This window comes from Kitasatospora sp. NPDC059408 (assembly GCF_042751525.1).
Classification (GTDB): domain Bacteria; phylum Actinomycetota; class Actinomycetes; order Streptomycetales; family Streptomycetaceae; genus Kitasatospora.
Genome location: NZ_JBHYWI010000010.1, coordinates 125354 through 146507, shown reverse-complemented (window position 1 = coordinate 146507; position 21154 = coordinate 125354). Strand labels below are relative to the sequence as shown.

Annotated in this window: 27 protein-coding genes; 11 read left to right on the top strand and 16 right to left on the bottom strand. The window is 73.2% G+C overall.

All coding sequences use genetic code 11. The features are described 5' to 3' along the window. Positions 1 to 9: 9 nt before the first annotated feature. Positions 10 to 432, top strand: a complete 423-nt coding sequence (locus ACFXDE_RS09905; protein WP_380448810.1) for a heme-binding protein — start codon at positions 10 to 12, stop codon at positions 430 to 432. 138 nt (positions 433 to 570) lie between these two features. Then, on the top strand, positions 571 to 924 hold the full coding sequence (locus tag ACFXDE_RS09900) for a VOC family protein (RefSeq protein ID WP_380492653.1): 354 nt from the start codon (positions 571 to 573) through the stop codon (positions 922 to 924). Between the two features lie 45 nt (positions 925 to 969). Here ACFXDE_RS09900 and ACFXDE_RS09895 read toward each other — a convergent pair whose 3' ends face one another. Then, positions 970 to 2118 (bottom strand): serine hydrolase domain-containing protein, encoded by a 1149-nt coding sequence (locus ACFXDE_RS09895; protein WP_380492651.1) that lies wholly within the window; start codon positions 2116 to 2118, stop codon positions 970 to 972. A 153-nt stretch (positions 2119 to 2271) separates the two neighbouring features. Here ACFXDE_RS09895 and ACFXDE_RS09890 point away from each other — a divergent pair, with 153 nt between their 5' ends. Continuing rightward, a complete protein-coding gene (locus ACFXDE_RS09890) occupies positions 2272 to 2508 on the top strand; it encodes a hypothetical protein (protein WP_380492649.1) in 237 nt (78 codons plus the stop codon). A gap of 88 nt (positions 2509 to 2596) precedes the next feature. Here ACFXDE_RS09890 and ACFXDE_RS09885 read toward each other — a convergent pair whose 3' ends face one another. Beyond that, positions 2597 to 3493 carry a LysR family transcriptional regulator gene (locus ACFXDE_RS09885; RefSeq protein ID WP_380492647.1) on the bottom strand — a complete coding sequence of 299 codons (897 nt, stop codon included), beginning with the start codon at positions 3491 to 3493 and terminating at the stop codon, positions 2597 to 2599. 137 nt (positions 3494 to 3630) lie between these two features. Here ACFXDE_RS09885 and ACFXDE_RS09880 point away from each other — a divergent pair, with 137 nt between their 5' ends. Continuing rightward, complete coding sequence (locus ACFXDE_RS09880; protein ID WP_380492645.1) at positions 3631 to 4137, top strand: nuclear transport factor 2 family protein; 507 nt, start codon at positions 3631 to 3633, stop codon at positions 4135 to 4137. Between the two features lie 22 nt (positions 4138 to 4159). On the opposite strand, the gene ACFXDE_RS09875 is transcribed toward ACFXDE_RS09880, so the two are convergent. Continuing rightward, positions 4160 to 4603 carry a RidA family protein gene (locus ACFXDE_RS09875; protein ID WP_380448825.1) on the bottom strand — a complete coding sequence of 148 codons (444 nt, stop codon included), beginning with the start codon at positions 4601 to 4603 and terminating at the stop codon, positions 4160 to 4162. A gap of 172 nt (positions 4604 to 4775) precedes the next feature. Between ACFXDE_RS09875 and ACFXDE_RS09870 the strand changes: the two genes are divergently transcribed. Further along, entirely contained in the window at positions 4776 to 5408 is a 633-nt protein-coding gene (locus tag ACFXDE_RS09870) for a C40 family peptidase (RefSeq protein WP_380492643.1), read from the top strand. A gap of 37 nt (positions 5409 to 5445) precedes the next feature. On the opposite strand, the gene ACFXDE_RS09865 is transcribed toward ACFXDE_RS09870, so the two are convergent. From ACFXDE_RS09865 to ACFXDE_RS09845, 5 genes are all read right to left on the bottom strand, one after another. Further along, the gene (locus tag ACFXDE_RS09865) at positions 5446 to 6285 is read right to left on the bottom strand and encodes a hypothetical protein (RefSeq protein ID WP_380492641.1); all 840 of its coding nucleotides are present in this window, start codon (positions 6283 to 6285) and stop codon (positions 5446 to 5448) included. Between the two features lie 25 nt (positions 6286 to 6310). Continuing rightward, entirely contained in the window at positions 6311 to 8431 is a 2121-nt protein-coding gene (locus ACFXDE_RS09860; protein WP_380492639.1) for a PQQ-binding-like beta-propeller repeat protein, read from the bottom strand. Beyond that, positions 8428 to 10629: a protein kinase gene (locus ACFXDE_RS09855; RefSeq protein WP_380492637.1), complete on the bottom strand. Its 2202-nt coding sequence runs from the start codon at positions 10627 to 10629 to the stop codon at positions 8428 to 8430. The genes ACFXDE_RS09860 and ACFXDE_RS09855 overlap by 4 nt, the downstream gene beginning before the upstream one ends. Before the next feature lie 158 nt (positions 10630 to 10787). Then, complete coding sequence (locus tag ACFXDE_RS09850; RefSeq protein ID WP_380492635.1) at positions 10788 to 11654, bottom strand: GNAT family N-acetyltransferase; 867 nt, start codon at positions 11652 to 11654, stop codon at positions 10788 to 10790. A 69-nt stretch (positions 11655 to 11723) separates the two neighbouring features. Then, positions 11724 to 12212 carry a MarR family winged helix-turn-helix transcriptional regulator gene (locus tag ACFXDE_RS09845; protein ID WP_380492633.1) on the bottom strand — a complete coding sequence of 163 codons (489 nt, stop codon included), beginning with the start codon at positions 12210 to 12212 and terminating at the stop codon, positions 11724 to 11726. A gap of 75 nt (positions 12213 to 12287) precedes the next feature. Between ACFXDE_RS09845 and ACFXDE_RS09840 the strand changes: the two genes are divergently transcribed. After that, a complete protein-coding gene (locus ACFXDE_RS09840; RefSeq protein WP_380492631.1) occupies positions 12288 to 12692 on the top strand; it encodes a VOC family protein in 405 nt (134 codons plus the stop codon). Between the two features lie 49 nt (positions 12693 to 12741). On the opposite strand, the gene ACFXDE_RS09835 is transcribed toward ACFXDE_RS09840, so the two are convergent. The 4 genes from ACFXDE_RS09835 to ACFXDE_RS09820 form a co-directional block, all read right to left on the bottom strand. Next, positions 12742 to 13293: a hypothetical protein gene (locus ACFXDE_RS09835; RefSeq protein WP_380492629.1), complete on the bottom strand. Its 552-nt coding sequence runs from the start codon at positions 13291 to 13293 to the stop codon at positions 12742 to 12744. A gap of 126 nt (positions 13294 to 13419) precedes the next feature. Continuing rightward, on the bottom strand, positions 13420 to 14733 hold the full coding sequence (thrS, locus tag ACFXDE_RS09830; RefSeq protein WP_380492627.1) for a threonine--tRNA ligase: 1314 nt from the start codon (positions 14731 to 14733) through the stop codon (positions 13420 to 13422). Positions 14734 to 14947: 214 nt separating this feature from the next. Further along, positions 14948 to 15076 carry a hypothetical protein gene (locus ACFXDE_RS09825; protein WP_380492625.1) on the bottom strand — a complete coding sequence of 43 codons (129 nt, stop codon included), beginning with the start codon at positions 15074 to 15076 and terminating at the stop codon, positions 14948 to 14950. Continuing rightward, complete coding sequence (locus ACFXDE_RS09820) at positions 15073 to 15231, bottom strand: hypothetical protein (protein ID WP_380492623.1); 159 nt, start codon at positions 15229 to 15231, stop codon at positions 15073 to 15075. The genes ACFXDE_RS09825 and ACFXDE_RS09820 overlap by 4 nt, the downstream gene beginning before the upstream one ends. On the opposite strand from ACFXDE_RS09820, the gene ACFXDE_RS09815 reads away from it, so the two are divergent. From ACFXDE_RS09815 to ACFXDE_RS09805, 3 genes are read left to right on the top strand one after another with little or no spacing between them, the layout of a single operon-like run. Then, the gene (locus tag ACFXDE_RS09815; protein WP_380492683.1) at positions 15181 to 15894 is read left to right on the top strand and encodes an oxidoreductase; all 714 of its coding nucleotides are present in this window, start codon (positions 15181 to 15183) and stop codon (positions 15892 to 15894) included. The genes ACFXDE_RS09820 and ACFXDE_RS09815 overlap by 51 nt on opposite strands. Next, entirely contained in the window at positions 15887 to 16288 is a 402-nt protein-coding gene (locus ACFXDE_RS09810) for a hypothetical protein (protein WP_380492621.1), read from the top strand. Before ACFXDE_RS09815 ends, ACFXDE_RS09810 begins: the two co-directional genes overlap by 8 nt. Further along, positions 16285 to 16857, top strand: a complete 573-nt coding sequence (locus tag ACFXDE_RS09805; RefSeq protein WP_380492619.1) for a GNAT family N-acetyltransferase — start codon at positions 16285 to 16287, stop codon at positions 16855 to 16857. Before ACFXDE_RS09810 ends, ACFXDE_RS09805 begins: the two co-directional genes overlap by 4 nt. Positions 16858 to 16862: 5 nt before the next feature. On the opposite strand, the gene ACFXDE_RS09800 is transcribed toward ACFXDE_RS09805, so the two are convergent. After that, entirely contained in the window at positions 16863 to 17765 is a 903-nt protein-coding gene (locus ACFXDE_RS09800) for a LysR family transcriptional regulator (RefSeq protein WP_380492617.1), read from the bottom strand. A 204-nt stretch (positions 17766 to 17969) separates the two neighbouring features. Between ACFXDE_RS09800 and ACFXDE_RS09795 the strand changes: the two genes are divergently transcribed. Together ACFXDE_RS09795 and ACFXDE_RS09790 are read left to right on the top strand one after the other, a co-directional pair. After that, positions 17970 to 18356 (top strand): VOC family protein, encoded by a 387-nt coding sequence (locus ACFXDE_RS09795; protein WP_380447551.1) that lies wholly within the window; start codon positions 17970 to 17972, stop codon positions 18354 to 18356. Positions 18357 to 18447: 91 nt separating this feature from the next. Further along, positions 18448 to 18813 carry a hypothetical protein gene (locus ACFXDE_RS09790; RefSeq protein ID WP_380492615.1) on the top strand — a complete coding sequence of 122 codons (366 nt, stop codon included), beginning with the start codon at positions 18448 to 18450 and terminating at the stop codon, positions 18811 to 18813. 36 nt (positions 18814 to 18849) lie between these two features. On the opposite strand, the gene ACFXDE_RS09785 is transcribed toward ACFXDE_RS09790, so the two are convergent. Genes ACFXDE_RS09785 through ACFXDE_RS09775 form a run of 3 tightly spaced genes read right to left on the bottom strand, consistent with a single transcriptional unit; the run spans position 18850 to position 21021 of the window. Continuing rightward, positions 18850 to 19566, bottom strand: coding sequence for a leucine-rich repeat domain-containing protein (locus ACFXDE_RS09785; RefSeq protein WP_380492613.1), 717 nt, complete (start codon positions 19564 to 19566; stop codon positions 18850 to 18852). Further along, positions 19563 to 20471, bottom strand: a complete 909-nt coding sequence (locus tag ACFXDE_RS09780) for an RNA polymerase sigma-70 factor (protein WP_380492611.1) — start codon at positions 20469 to 20471, stop codon at positions 19563 to 19565. Before ACFXDE_RS09780 ends, ACFXDE_RS09785 begins: the two co-directional genes overlap by 4 nt. A gap of 52 nt (positions 20472 to 20523) precedes the next feature. Next, positions 20524 to 21021, bottom strand: a complete 498-nt coding sequence (locus ACFXDE_RS09775; RefSeq protein ID WP_380492609.1) for a universal stress protein — start codon at positions 21019 to 21021, stop codon at positions 20524 to 20526. Positions 21022 to 21154: the final 133 nt, after the last annotated feature.

Below are 21154 nucleotides of genomic sequence, written 5' to 3'. Positions count from 1 at the left end.
AGCGCCACCATGAGCACCACCACCGTCACCCCGCTCACCACCGCCGACGCCGAGACGCTCGTCGCCGCCGCCCGCACCGCCGCCGAGGCGGCCGGGGTCGCCGTCAGCATCACCGTCCTGGACGCGGGCGGGCACCCGCTCGCCTTCCGCCGCGACGACCGCGCCGTGCTGATCTCCGGCGAGACCAGCACCCGCAAGGCCTACACCGCCCTCCAGCTCGACGCCCCGACCGCCGACCTGGTCGACCTCGTCAAGCCCGACGGGCCGTTCCACTCCCTGCCCACCGCACTGGACCGTCCACTGCTCTTCATCGCAGGCGGCGTCCCGGTCCACCGCGACGGCCGCCTCGTCGGTGCCCTCGGCATCGGCGGCGGCGCCCCCGAGCAGGACCACTCCTTCGCCACCGCCGCGCTGGCGGCACTCGCGCGCTGACCCGCGCTCAACGGCGGTCGTACGAGATACCCGGCACCGCACCAACGCCCGTGCCTCCCAACGGTCCTGATCGTCGGGAGGCACGGGCGTTGGCGTGGTGCCGACTCGCTTCGGTCGCCGTCCTGGCAGGATGGCGCCATGGAACGTGTGCTTGGAATCGGCGGGTACTTCCTGCGGGCCGCCGACCCTGCTGCCCTCAATGCGTGGTACCGCGACTGCCTCGGCCTGGCCGCCGACGAGCACGGCCTCTGGCAGCAGGAGACCGGCCCGACGGTGTTCGCGACCTTCGAGTCCGGAACCGACTACTTCGGATCGAACGCCCAGCGGACCATGCTCAACTTCCGGGTCCGCGACCTGGACGCCATGCTCGCGCAGCTACGCGCCAAGGGAGCGGACGTCGCCGGGGAGACCCAGGACATGGCGGGCGTCGGACGGTTCGGCTGGGTCACGGACCCCGAGGGCAATCGCATCGAACTGTGGCAGCCCGCCTGACCCTGCCCCCGACGGCCGCCCGGCGCCGCTGCCCGCGCCTCGACGTCAGCGGCAGAGGGCCGTTTCGACGAGGCTCTCGACGTGCTTCATCGTGTTCGGGTCGGAGGGCTGGGTCGTCACCGCGATGTCCGCGGCGGCGCTGCCGTCGTCGGTGACGCCGCCTCGCGTCTCGTAGCCCGGGAAGCTGCCGCCGTGGCCCCAGTAGAGGCCACCGCCGCACGGCAGCGGCTTGCTCACCAGGCCGAGCCCGTAGCCGGCGCCGGGACCCATCTTCTCGGCAGGGACGGTCTTCTTCATCTCGGCGAGCTGGGCCGGCTTGAGGAGGTCGCCGTGGAGCAGCTCGGAGAAGAACCGGTTGAGGTCGGAGTTGGTGGAGATCATCTGCCCGGCCGCCCAGCCCCAGGACGGGTCGATCTCCGTGACGTCGCGCAGCGGCGCTCCCGGCGCTTCCCGGTAGTAGCCCTTGGGGTGCGGCTCGCGGATGGACTCGTCGCCGGGGGCGGGGAAGTACGTGTGATGCAGGCCTGCGGGCTCGATGACGCGCCGTTCGATCTCCGCCGCGAGGGGCCTGCCGGAGACCCGTTGGGCGATCAGGCCGGCCAGGACGTAGTTCGTGTTGCTGTACCCGAACCTCTCCCCCGGCGCGAATTCGGCCTTGAACTGAAGGGCCGTGTCGAGGAGTTCGCGCGGCTCGTAGTAGCGGGGCCGGAGGTCGGCCTTGAGGTAGTTCGGGATGCCGCTGGTGTGCTGGAGGAGCTGGCGGACCGTGATCCTGCGGCCGTCGATGCCGTCCCCGCGGACCAGGCCCGGCAGGTAGGTCTCGATCGGCTCGTCGAGCGCGATCTTCCCCTCGCCGACCAGCTGCAGCACGACCACCGCCGTGAACACCTTGGTGTTGCTGCCGATCCGCACCTGGCCGTCGACCGGCACCTTGGCGCCGGTGGTCAGGTCGGCGACCCCGGCGGTGTAGTTGCGGGCCCGGCCGTCGCCCTTCCTGACGCTCGCCAGCGCACCGGGCACGCCCTCGTCCCGCGCCAGCGCGTCGAGGCCCTGCTGGACGGTGTCCGGTCGGGGTGCCGCGAACGCCGCGGCCGGAGCCAGTGCACCCACCGTCAGGGCGCCGACGGCCACCGCGGCTGCGAGGGCCTTCCAGCGCCGGGACGGACGGGCCTTGTGCTGCGCCTGCTCAAGCACGTGCCAACTCCAGGGTCTTGTCGGGAAAAGCAGCGGTGTTTCGCTGCTCCCACCTTCCCCGGAGTCGCCCGGCTGCGACGATGCTGCTACCCGCCCGGTTGGGGGTGGGGTTAGCCCCCGGTGCGTGCACGATTCGACGGCGGGGCCTCGATCATGACGGCAAGGCCGTCCAACACCTTCGTCACCCTGGCGAGCGCGACGCCCCACTCGCGGGCTCGCCGCCCCGCGGCATCTCCCACGTCCGCGACGCGGCCGAAGGTTCGCCGATCCGCGCTGCACTTCACGGACCGGCGCGCGGTCTTCCGCAAGGCCTTCGACCGCCTCCAGCCGTCCGCCGTCTACGGCGCGGCCGCGCGCGACCTCATCGAGACCGCGCACAGCGGAACCTGACCCCGCAGCTCGTCGGAAGGAACGGAGCCCCCCCGACTTCCTCCAAGAACGGCGAGAGCGCCTACGGCACTACCTATACAAAGCACTACTAGCCATCGACCCCCAGCAGGCCCTGGGCCGCGCGGTTGAACGCCTCGGTGGCGGGGGTCGGGCGGTCGCGGTGGTGGAGCAGGCCCCACTGCACCGGGGGCGCGTCGGCGAGCGGGCGGTAGGCGACGTCGGGGCGGGGGTGGTAGCGGCGGGCCTGGGCGCCGAGCGGGAAGACGCCCCGGCCGGCGCCGACCAGGGTCAGGATCTCGTTCAGCGTGCCGCCCTCCGGGCCGGGTGGGATCGGCCGCCCGTTCGGCGTCCGTGCCGGGGTGCGGTCGGCGCGGAAGGACTCCGGGACGGCGGAGGGCAGTTGGACGAGCGGGAGGTCGGCCAGCTGCTCCGGCGCGACGGCGTCCTGCTGCGCGAGCGGATGGCCGGTGGGCAGGGCGAGCATCCGGGGCTCGCTCACCAGGACCGGGCCCGGCACCAGGTCCGGCTCGCGCAGCGGGTACTCCGCGAACACCAGGTCCACCTCGCCCGCCCGCAGGAGGGTTATGCGGTCGACGAGTTCGGCCTCCCGGAGCGCTGCCTCCCAGCCGGGCAGCCGCTCCCTGAAGCGCTCCGCGACGCCGACGAGCAGCTGCCCCGCCGCCGGGCCCGCGAACGCGACCCGCAGCGTTCCGGTGCAGCCGTGCCCGGCGTCGACGACCCGCCGGACGGCGGCGCCCACCGCCTCCCACGCGGGCCGCAGCTCCTCCGCCAGCTGCGCCCCGAGCGCCGTCGGCTCCACCCGGCGGCTCGTCCGGACGAACAGCGGTGCGCCGACCCGGCGTTCCAGCTTCCGCACGGTCTGGCTGATCCGCGCGGTGGAGACGTGCAGCCGCTCGGCCGTCCGCCCGAAGTGCAGTTCCTCGGCGAGCACCAGGAACGCCTCGATCTCGTGCCGCTCCAGCACTCCGTACCGTCTCTCCCCCGCTACACCATTAACCCTCGCTTCACGATCGTTGCACAGCCTCTCATTGATCGTCCGACCGCTCCCGCGGGAGGGTGGAGCCATCGCCGAAGATCCCCCACCTCCCAGGGAGTTGCACCATGTACGTCACCACCGACCGCGCCCTCACCGCACCCGCCGCCGACCCGGCCGCCGTCGCCGCCGAACTGCGCGACCGGGCCGAGATCCTGGACGCCCTCCTCCGCTTCGGCCTCGGCCAGGACCTCCACGACCGCGAGCTGTTCGCCTCCTCCTTCACCCCGAACGCCGAACTGGACTTCCGCCCGGCGGCCGCCGCGTGGGACGCCGAACCGCCCGTGATGGCCGGCCGGGACCACATCGTGACGACGATCCTCGGCATGTTCGCCGGGCGGGTGACCACCACCCACCAGGTCACCAACTCCCGCATCACCGTGGACGGCGACCGGGCCCGGCTCACCTCCCTCGTCGAGGCGCAGCACGTGCTGACGGCCGCCCCCGCCACCCACGCCCTGCTGAAGAACCGCTACGACGTCAAACTGCGCCGCGACGGCGACCGCTGGCTGATGCACCGGGTGCGGATCGACAACGTGTGGCTCACCGGCGAGCCGCGCGCCATCTTCGGCTGAGCACCCGAGGAGAGTTACGGCTTCAGGGCAGCACGGCCACCGCCTCCACTTCCACCAACTGGTCCGCGTAGCCCAGCACGGCGACGCCGAGCAGCGTGCTGGGGGCGTCGTGCTCCGCCAGGTACGAGCGGTACACGTTCCACACCTTCACGAGGTCGGCCTGGCGGGAGGACGCGACGTAGACCGTCGTCCGGGCGATGTCGGTCCGTGCGGCGCCCGCGTCCTCCAGGGCGGTTATGAGGTTCCGCATGACCTGGTGCGCCTGGCCCTCGTAGTCGCCGACGGCGACCGTCCGGCCCTTCTCGTCGAGCGGACAGGCGCCGGCGAGCCAGAGCGTGCGGACGGGAGCGTCTACGGCCGCCGCGTAGGCGTAGTCGACGGCCGGGGTCAGGCGAGTGCTGCGGATGAGCTTGACGGCGCTGGTCACGGTGGCCTCCGGGGGTCGCGGTCGAACCTTTGCGCCCATCGTTGGCCGCACCTGAGGGAGGGTCAAACGATTTGTGGGCGAATTTCCCACCGTTCCAAGGTCGATGCGGTTCGCGATTCACCGTTCCGGGTGATAGCGGCCCAATGCTTACGGCCGGGATCCTGGTTCCCTGAGATCTGACGAGACGCCGACAATGCCGGGAGAGTGAGCGATGGAGTCCCAACTGCCGCACCACGAGGACGGTTCGGGCGTAGGCCGGCGCCGGATGCTGGGGATCGCGCTCGGGGCCGGGCTCGTTCCCGCACTGGGGGCGTCGGCCGCCGCGAGCGCCGGACCCGCGCCGAGCAGCCCCGCCGCAACCGAGCCCATGGCTGCCGCCGCACTCGGGCGGCGCGTCGCCGAGGTGGCCGCCGCGCAGATCGGCGTGCCGTACGCGTGGGGCGGCGGCGACCGCCTCGGGGCGAGCTACGGCTTCTGCGACGGCGAGAACGGTTACCTCGACGGGGTCTGCCTCGGCGAGAACACCGTCGGCTACGACTGCAGCGGCCTGTCCCTGTACTGCTGGTACCTCGCGAGCCACGGGACGATCGAGCTCGCCCATTACACCGTCGCGCAGTTCAACCGCAGCGCCGAAGTGCCGCGCGACGCCATGCTCCCCGGCGACCTGATCTTCTTCTCCCGCCCGGACGCGATCCTCCACCACGTCGGGATCTACGCGGGCGACGGCGCGATGATCCACGCCGAGCGGACGGGCACGCTCGTCGCCCGCGTCGACAACGTCCTCGACATCCCGCGCTGGGCCAACGAGTTCGCGGGCGCCCGCCGCCCGCACCCCGCGGGCTAGGGTCTACGCACGGCCGGGGTCGGTGGCGTCGCGGGTTTCACGAGGCGGCGAGCGTGGCCACGACGTCCTGGCCGCAGGCGGTGGCGGCGGCTTCGGCGTCGGCGGGCGGGATGTCCTTCAGGGTGACCCCGGAAAAGGTGCCCTTCTCATAGCTGATGGTGATGAGCGCGTTGCGCTGGAGCACCACGAGGTCGGCGTGGTTGTACCCCTTCATGGTGGTGTAGAACAGGGTCGCCTTCTCCCCTATGCCGGGAACGGTCCGGTCGTCAGTGACCTTCATTCCGTTGGTGGCCCCTCCGTTCCGGTGCCCGGCCACGGTGATCTCGTAGACACTCTCGGCGACCGGGGACAGCTGGACCATGACCTGCATCATGGTCCAGCCTCCGTCATTGCTGTGCCAGCCCGCGCTCGCATTGGTCATGCCCCCGACGTCCTTTTGCTCGCTGCACGAGGTTCCCTTCGCATAGCGGTCGACCGTCTCGGGGCGAACCAGGGCGCAGCCCGCGGCCAAGGTGGTGTAGGGCGCCGTCGTAGGGCTCGCCGGTCCGGAGGTGACCGAGAGGGTCGGTGCGGGCGAGACCGAGAGCGTCGGCGCGGGCGAGACGGTCGTCGCGGCCGAGACCGTCGTCGCGGCCGTCGTCCCCGCAGTCGCCGCCGGGGTGACGAGGTTGGCCACCAGGCCCAGGACGAGCGCTGCGGTGCCCGCCCCGGCCGCGACGCCTCCGAGCAGCCAGGTCCACCGCCGGGAGGGTCCGGCCGGGCGCAGGTCCGCCGGGTCGGGGAGGGTGGCGGGAGTGGGCTGTGGCGGCAGGGGGCGGGTGCCCGGGAGGGTCGGCAGCGGTTCGGTGGCGGTCGGGGTGTCCTCGATCTCGGCCATCTCGTGATCAACCCTTCGGAGGCTGTCAGCCGACTGACAGCTGATAGGCGGTCAGGGTGGTCCCGTAGCCGACCAGCAGGGCCGAGTCCTGGGCGAGGACTTGCGGGGCCCCTGGCTGCCGGGCGAACGTCTGGTGCCATTGCGGTTTGCCGGCGGCGCTGGTGAGCGACTGCACGGTGATCCCGTCGGCGGCGGTGGGCGCAGTGATCAGGAACGACCCTCCGGCGGCGCCCCACACGGTGGCGGCGCCGTGTGGCGACGGCCAGGTCCACGCGGTGCGCCCGGTGCGCAGGTCGAGGGCGGACGCGTCCTGCGGGCCGCCGGTCACGACGACGGTTCCGGCGTCCGCGCACCCGGTGAGGACGCCGGTGCGCGAGCCGGTCCAGAGCCGGGCGCCCTCGGTGTCGAAGGCCGCCGTCACGACCTTCGCGCCCGTGGCCGTCGCCGCGGTGAGGGGCAGGCAGGTGACCACCCCTTGGCGGAGCGAGAGCGAACCCTGGTAGGAAGCGTTGTACATGATCCCGGACGGAAGACCGGTGGGCCGACTCCAGAGGACGGTCGCGTTCTGGCCGTCCACGGCGGTGAGGGCGAGATCCGCGCCCAGGGCGTACAGCCGGCTCCCGTCCGGCGGCGCGTACAGGTCCTGGGCGTCGAGCGACCAGCGTTGGCGTCCGGTCGCGCTGTCGAGTGCCACGAACCGGAAGGCGCCCTTGGCGAGCCGGGCCGGGTCCCCGAGGAGCGTGACGATCAGCAACCCCTCCGACGGCATGCCCTGGATGCGGAACGAAGTGCCCAGCGCCGTACTGCTCCACAGTCGGCGCCCTCCGGCCGCGTCGTAGCCGTGCAGCGTTCCGTCGGCTCCGGTGACCAGCAGCAGGCCCGGCAGCGGCAGGGCGACGGACTGCGCACCGGGAACCGGGTCGGACGAACGCCAGACCGTGTCGCCGCTGCGCGCGTCGCGTGCCCGCACCGAGCCGTCGGAGTCCACGGACCAGAGCCGCCCGCCGTCGCCGACCGGGAGCATCCCCGCCTCCGCGGTGCTGCTCCACAGCACCCGCCCGTCGGAACGGTCGTAGCCGACGGCACCCGTGCGGTCCGCGCACACCACCGCCGCCGGTCCGCAGCCGACCGGTGTCATGCCGGCCCGTGGAAGGGTCACCGACCAGGCCGTCGGGGGCTCCCCCGAGGTGCCCGGCCACAGGGCCCGGGTGACACCGCCCGCGGCGGCCGTGGCGAGCAGTGCTCCGCCGAGGACGAGCAGTCGGCGCCGGGTGCCGTTCGGATCGCTCAGCACCCGGGCCAGTTCGCGCTCACGCCGGCGTACGGTCCGCTCCACCCCTCCCAGCCAGTCGGTGCCGACCGCCGGGCCGTACCGGAAGGCCTCGGCGAGCTCGGTGGGCGTGGGCCGCCGGGCCGGATCCCGGTCCAGACAGCGCACCAGCAGTCCCACCAGCTCCGGTGGCACTCCGTCGAGGTCCGGAGGCTCCTCGGAGGCCCGGTAGATCAGCACCGCCGGCGGCCCTTCGCCGAAGGGCGTGCGGCCGGTCCCGGCGAAGGCCAGTACGGCGCCGAGGGAGAACAGGTCGCTGGCGGGGGTGAGGTTCAGCCCTGCCGCGTGTTCGGGGGACATGAACCCGGGGGTGCCGATGATCTGGCCGCTCGCGGTGGGCAGCGCGTCGGCCGTCGGCTTGCTGATCCCGAAGTCGATGACCCTCGGGCCGTCCCGGGCGACCAGGATGTTCGAGGGCTTCAAGTCCCGGTGGATGATCCGGGCGCGATGGATCGCGGCGAGCGCCTCCACCAGGCCCGCTCCCAGAACCTGCAGCGCGGGCCCGGCGAGCGCGCCGTGGCGTACCACGGCCTCGTACAGCGACGGTCCGGCGACGAACTCGGTGGCCAGCCACGGAACTTCCGCCTCGGTGTCGGCGTCCACCACCGCCACGGTGTAGGCCCCGTTGACCGACCTGGCCGCCGCCACCTCCTGGGTGAACCTGCGCCGGAACTCGGCGTCGGCCGCGTACTCCTGCTGCACGGTCTTCACCGCGACGGGGCGCCCGCTGCCGGTGGCGGCCAGGTAGACGGCGCCCATGCCCCCCGCGCCGAGCTTGCGCAGGATGCGGTAGGGACCGATGCTCTGCGCGCTCATGCGGCACCGGCCCGGAAGGCGCGCAGCGTGGTGGAGGAGGCGCAGTAGAGCGTTCCGCCGACGGCCGCGGTGGTCCACTGGCCCTCGTCGGAGGCCAGGCGTGACACCCAGCGGACCGCGCCTGCGGTGGCGTCCAGGACGGCGGCCCCGGACGGCCCGCCCAGCAGGGGGACGGCGAAGAAGCCGTCGCCTGCCGACGGCACCCGGAAGTCCCTCCCCGTGCCCAGCGACGTCGCCGTCGCCACCGTGGAGTGCCACAGCCCTTTGCCGGTCGTGACGTCCAGGCAGTAGGCGGTGCCCAGGCCCCCGGACAGCAGCAGCCTGCCGCTGCCGAGTGCACAGCCGAAGACCGCCTGCGGGACGGGGGGAGCCAGCCAGCGCTGCCGTCCGGTGGCCGGTTCCAGGGCCACCACCGTCTGGCCATTGACGAGCAGCAGCAGTTCGCCGGTGCGGATCAGCCGTGAGGGCAGCCCGGCGGCGCCGCCCGCGAGGCCGGCGGCCTGCCACTGGGACGTTCCGGTCCGCAGGTCCACCGCGTGCAGGACGTCACCGTCCCGGTAGTAGCACCTGCCGTCGGCGACCAGGCCCATCGAGCTGCCGGAACCGCTGTACAAGTAGTCGTCGTCGCGGGCCATGGACACCGCCAGGTTCTGGGCGACGTCGTGCTGCCACAGCACCTCCCCGGTGCCCAGATCGGCCCCGACGACGACTCCGCCGCCGGCGAAGGCCGTCGCCCGGGCCATCACCACGGTCCGGTCGTCCGCGCCGAAGACCCCGATGCTCATCTCGGCGTCCATCTTCTGCTCGGCGGGCACGGTGAGCGGGATCCGGTGGTCCTCGGCCGTGGCGTTCAGCCACACCAGGCTCTTGAAGTCCATGGACGTCCCGTAGAGCAGCCCGTTCTGCGCCTGGAAGAACTGGACGTCCTCCCGGGCCCACGCCTGACGCCCCGTCGAGCCGTCGAGGCCGGTCGCGCCCAGCCCCGCGTTCCACCACACCGGCGTCGAGCCGATGAGGGAGAGCTGGTGGCCGATCGCCACACCGCTGAACGGCCAGCTCCACAGCGGGGCCGGGGCTTCGGGCGAGGGGCTCGCGCCTCCCGTGTCGGCTCCCCACGCGTCCACCGGATTGCCGACCGTCGCCGTCCCGGCCGCCGCCCGTGCCCGACGCGTGAGCAGCAGCGGCACGCCGACGGCCGCAGCCACACCCGCGCCGAGCCCGGCACCGAGGCCGAACAGGCCGCGGCGGCTGAGCGACTGCCACGTCCGCACCGGCAGCGCGGGCGGATCGGCGGGCGGCGCGGCCAGGTCGGTCGCGGCCTGCCGCTCCCGGGCGTCGAGGTCGGCCAGCAGGCCCGGACTCAGCAGTGCCGCCGGATCCACCGGAGCCAGTGCGGCCAGCACGGCCGCCGCCGCGGGCCGCCGGGCAGGCTCCTTGTCCAGGCACGCGGCCACCAGCGGGCGCAACACGGCCGGCACACCGGCGAGTTCGGGCTCCTCGTAGACCGCCCGCCGGTTGATCTGCGCGGGCTCACCGGTGCCGAACGGGGTGCGGCCGGCGAGCGCGTACACCAGCAGGCAGCCGAGCGAGAACACGTCCGACGAGGCGAAGGTGACGGATGCGGAGACGATGCGCTCGGGAGCGATGTATCCGGGCGTGCCGCACACCATGCCGGTCCGGGTCAGGTGAACGGCGTCGAAGGCACGGCTGATCCCGAAGTCGATGACACGCGGACCGTCCCGCGCGATGAGCACATTGCCCGGCTTGAGGTCACGGTGCACCACGCCCACGGCGTGGATCGCGGCCAGCGCCTCCGCGAGGGCGGCACCCAAGGCCCGCGCACCCGCCTCGCCGAGCGGGCCGAACCGCCTGACCACCTCGCCGAGCGACGGCGCCGGGAGGTACGCCGTGGCCATCCACGGCCGGGAACCGCGCGGCTGCGCGTCCACCACGGGCGGCGTGTGGAACCCCGTCACCCGCCGGGCGGCCTCCACCTCCTGCTGGAACCGGCGTTGGAACCGCGGGTCCTCCGCGTACTCGGGCCGGATGACCTTCACCGCGAGCAGCCTCAGTCCGGGTGAGCGGGCCAGGTACACCACCCCCATCCCGCCCTCGCCCAACGGCCGCAGCAACTGATGGGGGCCCACGAACACGGCCGGCTGTTCCGCTGTTCCTTCGGTGTCACCATTGGCAGCCACCAAGCCTCCCCCGGTATGTCGCCGCCGTCACGGACAGGGTGACACGTACAACTCATCCAGCGGTTCCCTTCCCCGCATTGGGGGATCCCATCTGCCGGCCGGGCAGGCTGGAGGCGTCCGACGCGTTGCTCGACAGGCCGGAGACGAAGGAGAGGCATTCAAGCCTTTCGGCGCAGATCCCGGAGCTCCGGCAGTCGCCGGAGTCCGGCCGATCGGTAGGTGGCGATGGCGGCGGCGTTGGAACTCGGCGTACACACGACGACGCCGGAGGAGCCCAGCTCCTGGAGTGCCCTCGCCGCCGCGAGCACGATCGCGCGGCCGTAGCCGAGGCCGCGGTGGTCCGCGTGGACGCCCATCGGCTCGATCAGGCCTGGTCTGCCTTCTCCCGTGGACCACACCGTCGCGGCGGCCACCGGTTCGCCCCGGTCGTCGCGGGCGAGCAGGCAGCGCGCGGCGGCGTACGGGGCGGCTGCCGCCATCGTGTGCCAGCGTTCGTCGGTGAAGGTGGAATTGGCGAACGCCGAGCGCTGGACGGCCGTCCGCTCGGGTGCCTGCTCGGGCCCCACCACCTCGACGTGCACGCCTGGCTCCGGTACGGGCTCGCCGAGTTCGCGGCGCAGCGACGTCCAGGCGTCACCGTCCTCCCAGCCGTGCCGCACCATCAGGTCGCGGACGAGCGCGCCCGGCGGGGTGGCCACGTACGCCTCGCCCTCCGGGAGCACGCCGCGCCGGGGGGACGCTGCGTCCTCGGCCACCTGCCGTGCCAGTTCCTCGTCGTGGAGTGCCTTCGGCGCGATCTGCAGCCGCAGCACGTCCGGTCCGTCCAGCAGGCCGACGGCCAGTAGCTCCCCCGCCCGGCTCCACATCCGGACGGCTGCGGCCGTTCGCTCCGCACCGAACCGCCTGAACCAGCCGATGTCTCCCGGGTGCAGCTGCGCGGGTCGGTCGTCGTGTTGCCAGTCGGTCAACACGCCGACAGCGGAATGGAGTTCTTCGACCGTCGGCGTGCTCATCGTGATCGCCATCCCTCGATTGCACACCAGCCCGCCGACGCTCCGCACCCGATTTCCCGCGGGCTCAGGCCTCCTGGCGACTCACAGGCCCAACCGCCCCGTCGTCAGCCCGGCGTGGACGCGCAGCAGCAGCCCCTGGAGCACCTCCCGTTCCTGTGCGTCCAGCGGTGCGAGCACCTCGTCCTGCACCGACCGCGCCTCGGCGTCGAGTTCGGCGAGCAGCGCCCGTCCCGCGTCCGTCACGGACACCGACACGCGCCGCCGGTCGGCGCTGTCGCGGGCCCGCTCGACGTAGCCGCCGGCGGCGAGTTGGTCGGCGATCTTGGCGAGGTCGCTCGGGTCCAGGGCGAGCCGCTCGCAAAGTTCGCGCTGGGCGTGCGGCCCGAAGTCGGCGAGGGCCGCCAGCACGGCCATGTCCCACAGCCGCAGCCCGCGCCCGGCCAGCCGCTCGCCGAGGCGGGCCCGCGCGGTGCGGCCGATCCGGGAGAGGAGGTAGGTGCCGAGGTCGAGCAGGGTCGGCGGCATATCGCCCGAGGGCGGGGACGGGGACGGGGCGGCGGGAGAGCTCATGGTTGGATTCTAGGGTTTCTTCCTATAGTGGGTCGACACCTACTAATATTCGAATCACGCCCAGGAGCTCTGGTCATGGACGCCCTGTACCCCCGCCTGCTCGTCACGCACTTCGCCGAGTGCTTCGGCTTCTACCGCGCGGTCCTCCCGCCCCTCACCGGCGCCACGCTGATCAAGGGCGCCCCCGAGGGCCCGTACGCCAACTGGGACGTCGACGGCCAGGCCGTCCTCGTGCTCTACGACCGCGCCGCGATGGCCGCCACCCTCGGCACCACGGACCTGCCCGTCCGGGCCGCCGCTCAGGACTCCGCGATGCTCGCCTTCCGCGTCGACGACGTCGACGCGGCGCTCGCCCTCTGCCTCGCCCACGGCGGCACCCTCGCCATGCCCGCCACCGACCGTCCGGAGTGGGGTCCGAACCTGCGCAGCGCCCACCTGCGGGACCCGGACGGGCACCTGGTCGAGCTCCAGTCCTACTGACCCGCGCCGGCGGCCCCGCCCGGGCGGGCAGGGCCGCCGGGACGGGCACTCAGCGGTGGAAGACCTGGAGTTCGCGGACGGCGTCGTTGAAGTTGCCGCCCAGGGCGGGGGCCGGCAGGTCCATCGTCTTCTCCACGTCGAGGGTGGACCACAGGTGGACGGCGTTGCAGTTGTTGTAGCCCTTCATCGACGAGACGTTGAGCGCCACGTCGAAGTAGTTCACGAGGTGGTAGCCGGTGGCGTCGCAACCGCCCGCATCGCCGTAGAAGGCGTAGAGGACGCCACCCCGGTACTCGACGTCCTTGAACTCCTCCAGCAGCAGCGTGCGGTCCATCGGCCGCTCGGCGGAGCGGTCCACGCCGTCGGCCTTGGCGAGGGCGTCCTCGCGGGAGTCCGTCGAACAGGCCCGCCCGAGCATCGGCGACCGGCCGTCCGCGCCGGGCACGTGGCCGAGGACGGCGGCGCAGTACTGGACCGCCGGGATCGGCAGCGGCCGGGACGGGAGCGGCGAGGCCGGGGCGGCGGGTGCGACGGCGGCAGAGCCGGCGAGGGCCAGGCACGCCGCGAGAGCGGGTCCGACGATCCTGCGCGGGATACGCATGGGTACCTCCGGAACGAGGGGGACGGCGGCCGGGGACTCGGCCGCCGCGCCCATTCGACGGGCGGCCGAGCCATCTTGACGATCCGACACACCGCTTGCCGCACTAGTCGTACGTATGCCCCCGGATCAGCGGGCCGGCCCGTCCTCCCACAACTCGCCGCTGTACGCCGCCACCAGCGCGCCGATCCGCGCCAGCGCCTCCTCGGCCGGCATCGGGTCGAGCCGGCGCCCGTCCCGCAGGCGCAGCGCGACGCGCCCGTCCGCCGCCTCCCGCGCGCCGATCACCGCCTGGTACGGCACCAGGCGCGCCTCCCGGATCCGCGCCCCGAGGCTCCCGTGCTCGGGACCGGCGATCTCGACGCGCAGCCCGAGGTCCAGGCAGCGCGCACGCAGCCGTTCGGCCTGCGGGACCTCGGCCTCCGAGATCGGCACCAGCACGATCTGGGCCGGCGCGAGCCATGCGGGGAACGCTCCGCCGTAGAGCTCGATCAGGTGGGCGACCACCCGCTCGACGCTGCCGATCACGCTGCGGTGGACCATCACCGGGCGGTGCTTGGCGCCGTCCGGCCCGATGTAGTGCAGGTCGAACCGCTCGGGCTGGTGGAAGTCGATCTGGACGGTGGAGAGGGTGAACTCGCGCCCGGCGCCGTCGGCGATCTGGACGTCGATCTTGGGCCCGTAGAACGCGGCCTCGCCCTCCGCCGCCTCGAACGGCACGCCGGAGCGCTCCAGCACCTCGGTGAGCAGCGCGACTGCCCGCTCCCAAAGGGCCGGATCGGCCACGTACTTGCCGCCCGCGCCGGGCAGCGAGAGGCGGTAGCGGGCGGGCACGATGCCGAGCGCGCGGTGCGCCTCGCGGATCAGCTCCAGCGCGGCGACGGCCTCGTCGGCGGCCTGCTCGGGGGTGCAGAAGACGTGGGCGTCGTTCAGCTGGATCGCCCGGACGCGGGTGAGGCCGCCCAGCACGCCGGACAGCTCGGAGCGGTACATGCCGCCCAACTCCGCCATGCGCAGCGGCAGTTCGCGGTAGCTGTGCGGGCGGGAGCGGTACATCAGCGCGTGGTGGGGACAGAGGCTGGGGCGCAGCACCATCTCCTCCGAGCCGACCTGCATGGGCGGGTACATGTCGTCGCGGTAGTGCGCCCAGTGGCCGGAGATCTCGTACAGCTCGCGCTTGCCGAGGACGGGCGAGTAGACGTGGCGGTAGCCGGCGCGGCGCTCGCGGCCGCGGATGTACTCCTCCAGGGCGTGGCGGACGGCGGCGCCGTCGGGCAGCCAGTAGGGCAGGCCGGAGCCCATCAGGGGGTCGGTGTCGAAGAGGTCCAGCTCGCGGCCGAGCTTGCGGTGGTCGTGCGCGGCGGGCACGTGCTCGTGGGCGGCGGCGTGCTCGTGGGCGGCGGCGCAGTCGGCGTAGACGTCGGCGGGGGCGTGAACGTTCATGGGGTGGTCTCCACTCGGAGGGCGGGACGAGTGGATCCGGAAACGGCGAAGCCCCGGGGCACTCGCCCCGGGGCTTCGGACTAGGTCAGCAGTCAGCGCACCGGGACTCTCTCCGGCGTCGTCGTGGCGAGTGCAGCGCGCTTCATGTGATCCACCGTAGCAGGTGGATGAAGCCGGTGGTGATCTTTTCTCGGACCCGCCGCTCGACCCGCGGTCAGTCGGCCTCCGGCCGCAACCCCCTGCGCACGACGTCCAGCAGGCGCTCGCGGGAGCCCTCCTCGGGCTGCGTGAATTCCCGCGTGAGGCAGGCCAGCATGAGCGCCTTGACGTCCGCCACGGTCACGTCCGCCCGCACCACGCCCGCCCGCCCGCCCGCTGCGCACTGACGAGCAGGTCACGCAGGGCCGCACCCACGTCGTAGCCGGCCTCGATCGCGGCGCCCTCCATCTGGACCTGGCCGCACTGTCGTCCGTTCGGGCCGCGGCCGACCGACTCCACACGATGTGCACCGGGTTGGACCTCCTGATCAACAACGCGGGCGTCATGTGGGCCCCGCCCGGCCGCACCCGGGACGGCTTCGAGACGCACCTCGGGACCAACCACCTCGGCCACTTCGCGTTCACCGGACTCGTGCTCGACCTGCTCCGCGACACCCCGGGCGCCCGGATCGTGACGGTCACCAGCCCCGCCCACCGGTCGGCACGATTCGACTTCGACGACCTCCGGTTCACGCGCGGGTACCGCCCGGCCGCCGCCTACGCCCGGTCCAAGCTGGCCAACCTGCTCCACGCCCACGAGTTGCAGCGCCGCCTCGTCGCCTCGGGCTCCGCCCTGCTCTCGGTGGCCGCTCACCCCGGCGCGGCCCGCACCGAGCTGAACCGTTCGATGCCCGCCCTCTTCCGGGGACCGTCCTGGGGACTGTGGCGCCCGTTCACCCACACCGCCCAGCACGGCGCACTGCCGATCCTGCGCGCCGCCACCGACCCGGAGGCCGGGGGAGGCGAGTACTACGCCCCCAGTGGCCCGGGCGAGTTCAGCGGCCACCCGGTCGTGAGGAGTTCGAGTGCCGGCTCGCACGACACCGGCGCGCAGCGGACGTTGTGGGAGGCCTCGGAGCAACTCACCGACGTGCGCCACGACTTCGGCCCGTCCGATGAGTGAGAAGGGGCGGGCGACATGGCTGGGGCTCGCGGCCGGCGGCGTGCATTCGCTCGACTTCCTCCGTGAACGGACGGGAGCGTTCGATGCCGTTCCCGGCTCCGTTGCGGCGCCGGTCGTCATCACGGCCACCCTGTCGTTGTGGACGCTCGCGGGCCTCCGCGCCGCGGACCCGAGGTCCGGCGCCCGTGCCGGACTGCTCAGTGCTGCGGTGACGACGCTGGCGCTCTGGAGCACCATGCTGCTGAGCGGCAACGTCCTTATCGGGTATGCCTGTTGGCACGCGGCCGCCTTCCTTCCCTTCGGCGCCCTCTGCGCCGCCCTCCCGGCCCGGTGCCGGAAGGGCTGCAGGCCGACGAACGCCCGGCCGCCGGGGCCGGATAGGTTGTCGGCATGACCTTGTCGACACGTACAGCAGTCGCCGCCGACCGCGCCAGAGTGCTCGCCCTGATCGACGGCGCCCGGGGCGACGGACTGTCCCCGGAGGAGCGCGCGGAGCGGGGTTTCGTGCAGGGCCGCTTCGACGAGGACAAGCTCGCCGGCATGGAGGCCACCACTGGCATCTACATCGTCGAGGAGGACGGGCGGATCGCGGGCGCCGCCCTCACCGCTCCCGCCTCCCCGGCCCTCGACGAAGGGCCGCCTCGCCGGACCTGCGAGGCCGCCGTGCGCGCCGGGCTCGCGCCGGACCGCTTCTACCTGTACGGGCCGGTGGTCGTGGATCCGGAGTTCCGCGGGCGCGGGGTCGTGCGGCGCCTGTTGCGGGCCGTCGACGCGAACCTGCGCGATCGCTTCGACCACGGCGTCCTGTTCGTCGAGCAGTCCAACCACAAGTCGCTCGCGGTCCACCGGCACCTGGGCATGCGCGAGGCGGCGGAGTTCACCGTGGCGGACCGCGCGTACACCGTGTTCAGCTTCGCGTCCGGCACCTTCTGCGACCAGCCGGCCACGACCCCGGCGGGCTGAGCGCGCTACCGCACCACGGCCGCACCGGCGGCGGCCACGTCGGCCGCCGCCCGGACGAACTCGCGGACCCGCTCCGTCGTGTTGCCCGGCAGCCAGACCGGGCCGCGCTCGATCGGCGTGGCGTCGTGGATCGGGACGTAGGCCAGGTCGGGGCGCGGGTAGTACTGGCGGCAGTGCTCGCCGACCGGCAGGACGCCCCGGCCCAGCGCGACCAGGCTGAGCATCTCGGAGAACGTCCCGCCGGACGGCCCCTTGGGCACCGGTCGGCCGGACGGGGTGCGGTCGGGGGTGCGGTCGCGCTTGAACCCGACCGACGTCACCGCCGGGTACTGCACCACCGGGTGGTCCGCGAGCACGTCGAGCGACACCGACTCCTCCGCCGCCAGCGGGTGCCCGGCCGGCACCGCCAGGACCCGGCGCTCGGTCAGCAGGACCGGCCCGGTGGCCATGCCGTCGAAGGGGAAGGAGGCGACCAGGACGTCGACCGAACCGTCCGCCAGGCCGGACCGCGAATTCGAGAGCTGCGCCTCCCGGACGTCCACCCGGCAGTCGGGGTGCCGCTCGCCGAACAGCGCGACCGCCCGGAGCAGCACCGGCGCCGTCCACTCCCCCATGAACGCGACCCGCAGCTCGCCCGTCACTCCCCGGCCGGCGTCCACCGCGCGGCGCAGCGCCTCCTCCATCGCGGCCACCACCGGGACGAGGTCATCGGCCAGCTGCCGCCCGACCGGGGTGAGCCGGACGGACCGGCTGGTGCGCTCGAACAGCGGCGCGCCGATCCGGCGCTCCAGCTTCCTGACCACCTGGCTGACCCGCCCGGTGGTGAGGTTCAGCAGCTCGGCGGTCCGGCCGAAGTGCAGTTCCCCGGCGAGCGCGAGGAAGACCTCGGTCTCCAGCCGCTCCAGCATGGTGCCCCCTCGTCCGCCGCTCCCGGCATCGTTCGATCCGGCCTCGCCTACTCCGGCACCGCTCGCTCCGGCATCGTTCGACACCGCTCGGCATCGTTTAATTCAGCTCAACGATCATACGACGATCCGGCATTGATGATCACTTCCGGGCGGAGGATCGTGGAACCCGTCACCAGCGGAAACCACACCCCCGGAGCCGCCACCATGCGCGTCATCGCCTTCGACCACCTCGTCCTCAACGTCGCCGACATCGAGCGGTCCCTCGCCTTCTACTCCGGCCTCCTCGGCCTGGAGCCCGTCCGGGTCGACGAGTGGCGGGCCGGCAAGGTGTCCTTCCCGTCCGTCCGGGTCACCGCCGAGACCATCATCGACCTGGTGCACCGCCCCCGGCACGAGTCCAACGTCGACCACATCTGCCTCACCGTCGAGCCCCTCGACTGGCAGGAGGTCATCGACTCGGGCGTCTTCACCGTCCTGGAGGGCCCCGTCCCCCGCTACGGCGCCCGCGGCACCGCCACTTCCGTCTACGTCCAGGACCCGGACGGCAACACCGTCGAACTCCGGTGGTACCCGCAGGACACCGCCGCCTGAAGCAGAGGGGGCCGTCCCGGACCCACGGGGGTGGACCGGGACGGCCTCCTCGGAACGCCGGAAGGACAGCAGCCGGTGCGAGGATGTCGGCATGTACTGGTACCTGGCCGTACGGCCGAACCGCCGCTACGACGGGAGCGTGGCGGCGGGAGTGCTGCTGGCGCACCTGGACGCGGTGCCCGGCCTCCGGAGGACCGACCTGGCTTCCTACCAGGCCGAGGACGGCCGCGAGTGGCTCGATGTGAGCATCGCCGCGTGCGGCGAGACCGGCGGCTACGCCGTCCACGAAGGCCGGGTGCCGGCGCGGGTCGACGTGGTGGAGCTGATCTGCTCCACGCCCGACGGCTACACCGCCGCACTGGGACTGGCCACCGGGATCGCCGACCTGCTCGGCTGGGAGGTCGTCGACTCCGAGAGCGACGAAGTCCTGCACACCGGGGCGGCGCCGTCCACGTGAGGACCGAGGCTCCCGGTTACGCAGGCCTTCCCGAACTCAATAGAGGACTTCGCAGCCCCTGGACGTGAGCGCTTCGAGCAGGGCGGGGGCGGGGGTCACCGGGTTCCAGCGGAGGTCGAGCTTTTCCAGGGCCGGGAGTTCGGTGAGCCACGGCGGGAGGATGGCGATCCGGTTGCTCCGCACGTCGAGGCGGCGCAGCAGGGGCAGGCCGGCGAGGGGTGGCGGGAGCTCCGTGAGGTGGTTCTCGCGCAGGTCGAGCTCGCGCAGGTTGGCCAGGTCGCCGATCGACGCGGGCAGGGTGCTCAACCGGTTCTCGCGCAGCCAGAGTTCGCGCAGGGCGCCGAGGCGGCCGATCGAGTCGGGGAGCGCGGCGAGCCGGTTGTACTGGGCGCGGAGCTCCACCAGCGATGCCATGTCGCCGATCGTGGACGGGAGTTCGCGGAGCCGGTTCTCGCCGACGTTGAGGTAGCGCAGCGCGGTGAGACGGCCGAGGGTGTCGGGCAGGGTGAACAGCCCGTTGTCGTGCAGGTAGAGGAAGTCGCGCAGGCCCGTGAGATCGCCCAGTTCGGCGGGGAGGGACGCGAGTTTGTTGTGGCCGAGGTCGAGGGTGCGCAGGCGCTGCAACGCGCCCACGGCGGGCGGGACTTCGGTGAGGCCGGTCTCGGCGAGGATCAGGACGGTCACGTCGGTGCGGTCCCACACGTCGGCCGGCAGCTCGGCGAGGGGCCGGCGCCAGAGGTTCAGGGTCGTCACGCCGTCTCCTCGGACAGACCGGACAGACCGGCCAGGCCGGTCAGCTTGTCGGGATTGACCTGGAAGCGCAGGTTCTGGAGGCGGCCGTCGGCGATGTCGTAGGTGAGCGCGCCGACCGGCTGGCCGTCCATGGTGAACAGGACGCTCTGCTCGCCGTTGATGACGGCCGACCGCCAGGCCATGCCCTGGAGTTCGGGCTTGGCGAGGACGCCGAGGATCCAGCGGGCGACGCCGTCGGTGCCGTGCAGCGGGCGGCGGGCCGCGGTGACCTTGCCGCCGCCGTCGGACCACGCGGTCACGTCCGGGGCGAGGAGCTCCATGACCGCGTTCAGGTCGCCGCCGGTGCAGGCCGCGAGGAAGCGGTCGGTGATCTCGCGGCGCTGTTGCGGGTCGCTGTCGAAGCGCCGGCGGTGGGCGCGGACGTGTTCGCGGGCGCGGTGGGCGGTCTGGCGGACCGTCGCCTCGCTCCGGTCGAGGAACCCGGCGATCTCCGCGTGCGAGAACCCGAAGGCCTCGCGCAGCACGAACACCGCCCGCTCGACCGGGCCGAGGCTCTCCAGGACCACGAGCATCGCGGTGGAGACGGAGTCCGCGAGCTCGGCGCCGTCCGCGATGTCCGGGGCGGTGAGCAGGGGTTCGGGCAGCCAGGGGCCGACGTACGCCTCGCGCTTGGCCCGGGCCGAGGTGAGCCGGGTGAGCGAGAGGTTGGTGACCGTGCGCACCAGGTAGGCCCGCGGGTTGGCGACCGTCTCCCGGTCGACGCGGGACCACGCGAGCCAGGCGTCCTGCAGCACGTCCTCGGTGTCGGCGACGCTGCCGAGCAGGCGGTAGGCGGTGCCGAAGAGGAGTCGGCGGTGCTCGGTGAAGTCGTCCAGCGCGTCCGGCGCCGCAGGCGTGTTGATCACGCCGTCAGGCTGCCAGCGGTCGACCCGCCGCCGCAAGTGCCCAGCGGCCGCGTCACAGCCTCACGGCCGGGGTGGCTTCGCTGCGCTCTGCCGTCGGCGGCACGGTGAGCACCGGACAGCGCGCGTGCTTGCGGCAGTGGGCGGCGACTCGGCCACGGCCGCGGGCGGCGCGGAAGCGGCCGGTGCGGGTGCCCGTGCCCAGGACCAGCAGGCCGCCCTCGCGGTCCGCGATCCGGACCAGGGCGGCGGCCGCCGCGCCGCGCACCAGTTCGCCGTCGGCGACGACCCCGGCCGCGAAGGCCAGTTCCATCGCCGCGGCCAGCACGTCGGCGGCGGCCTCCCGGGCCTCGACCACCGGGGGCCAGTCCGGGTACCGCAGGGCGCGCCGCTCGCCGACCGGCGACTGCCAGGCGTGCACGGCGAGCAGGCCTGCCCCGGTGCGCCGCGCCTCGGCGATCGCCCACCGCAGGGCCGCGCGGCTCCCCGGTGATCCGTTCACGCCGACCACGATCCGCCGTCTCGGCCCCTCGTCCCAGCCGTTCCCTGCCATTCCTGCCCTTCGACGGTGCCCTGCCGGGTCGCGGATCGAGACTGCCGAGCCCGCCTCGAACCCCCGGCCTTGACACCCACCATGCCCACCGGGTGCGGCCGATAACCGATTGACCGCACCGGCGGCCGCCGCC